The organism is Actinomycetota bacterium (assembly GCA_040905475.1).
In the GTDB taxonomy this organism is placed as follows: Bacteria; Actinomycetota; AC-67; order AC-67; family AC-67; genus DATFGK01.
The window spans coordinates 1-1,309 of sequence record JBBDRM010000046.1 but is presented as its reverse complement, the minus strand read 5'-3'; the positions used below and the strand labels follow the sequence as shown (position 1 = coordinate 1,309).

At 65.7% G+C, this 1,309-nt stretch carries 3 protein-coding genes and 1 tRNA gene; all 4 read right to left on the bottom strand.

What is annotated here, in order from left to right; all coding sequences use genetic code 11:
- Window positions 1-28: 28 nt before the first annotated feature.
- Window positions 29-175, bottom strand: a complete 147-nt coding sequence (locus WEB06_03920) for a hypothetical protein (GenBank protein ID MEX2554762.1) — start codon at window positions 173-175, stop codon at window positions 29-31.
- Window positions 176-311: 136 nt separating this feature from the next.
- A tRNA-Ile gene (locus tag WEB06_03915) sits at window positions 312-385 on the bottom strand.
- A 38-nt stretch (window positions 386-423) separates the two neighbouring features.
- A complete protein-coding gene (locus WEB06_03910; GenBank protein ID MEX2554761.1) occupies window positions 424-804 on the bottom strand; it encodes a DUF3566 domain-containing protein in 381 nt (126 codons plus the stop codon).
- Window positions 804-1,309, bottom strand: a 506-nt coding sequence (locus WEB06_03905; protein ID MEX2554760.1) for an RtcB family protein, incomplete at its 5' end; no start/stop codon positions are given. The genes WEB06_03905 and WEB06_03910, both read right to left, overlap by 1 nt.

The window sequence follows — 1,309 nt, the reverse complement described above, 5'->3', positions numbered from 1 at the left end:
GCGCGTTCGGCCAGAGATACCCGTGTCGCTACGAAGCCGGGCGGGCATCCTCCCAGCCAGACTCCTCGCCGCCCTTGCGGCGACGCTTCATGAACAGAAACACGCCCGCAACGGCCGCGAGCAGCGCGGCGAACAGGCCCTTCTTGCCTCGCTTCTTGCCCTCTTCCTCGGCCACGTGGGCCCCCTTTGCGTCGACTCCCTGAAACCGAAGGTCAAGGCGATGATATTTCGTCGGTCGGGTCCGGCACAATACTGCGCGCTCCCAATCAGGCGATTGGTGGGCACAGCGGCCACAAATCGGGCGCGGGCAGTGGGCCCGGTTGGACTTGAACCAACGACCTCAGCTTTATCAGAGCTGCGCTCTAGCCGCCTGAGCTACGGGCCCCGGTGCGACCCGGAAGGCTACCACGCCCCCCGTCCGGGCTATTCGCGTTCCGCGACCGACACCTCAATGCCGCCGACGACGTCGGCGATGAGGTTGTAGAGGAAGGCGAGGAAGACCGTGACGGCGCTCGCAACGACGGTTCCGAGCAAGCCGAACAGGAACAGCCAGCGGAAGATCGAGCCGCCCGATATCGAGAACGCGGCGTCGGAGAGGTCACGCACCAGCTTCTCGATATTTGCGATAACGCCGAAGGACTTCAGGATCGCGAAGATGATCGCCGATCCGAGCAGCATGATCAGCAGCAGGCAGAAGTAGAACAGGAGCGAGAACTTCAGCACCGACCAGGGGTCGATCTTACGCAGCACGAGCCGCGCTCGGCGCCAGCCGTGCGAGTATCCGCGGGGCGACGAAGCCGTCACTACCCCTTGATGACCGCCAGTGGGCGCAGGCGCGCCACTTTCTTGGATAATCCCGCCCCCTCGCAGGTATCGACGACCGCCGTGACGTCCTTATACGCGTACGGCGCCTCCTCCGCCAGCAGGCCGGGATGCGTGGCGTTCACGAGCACGCCTTGAGCCTCGAGATCCGTCCGCACCTGATCGCCGCCCATCCGCTTCTTGGCCTGCGTGCGGCTCATCGCCCGTCCGGCCCCGTGACACGTGCTCCAGAACGACCGGTCGCGACCTTCGGACGTCCCGACCAGCACATACGACGCCGTCCCCATCGAGCCGGGAACGATCACCGGCTGCCCGACGGCGGAATAGCGGTCGATCAGCTCGGGATGGCCCGGCCCGAACGCACGGGTCGCTCCCTTGCGGTGGACGCACAGGGTCCGCTCGCGGCCGTCCACCTCGTAGCGCTCGATCTTCGCAAGGTTGTGCGCAACGTCGTACACAAGACGCATCCCCATCGACTCGGCGCTTC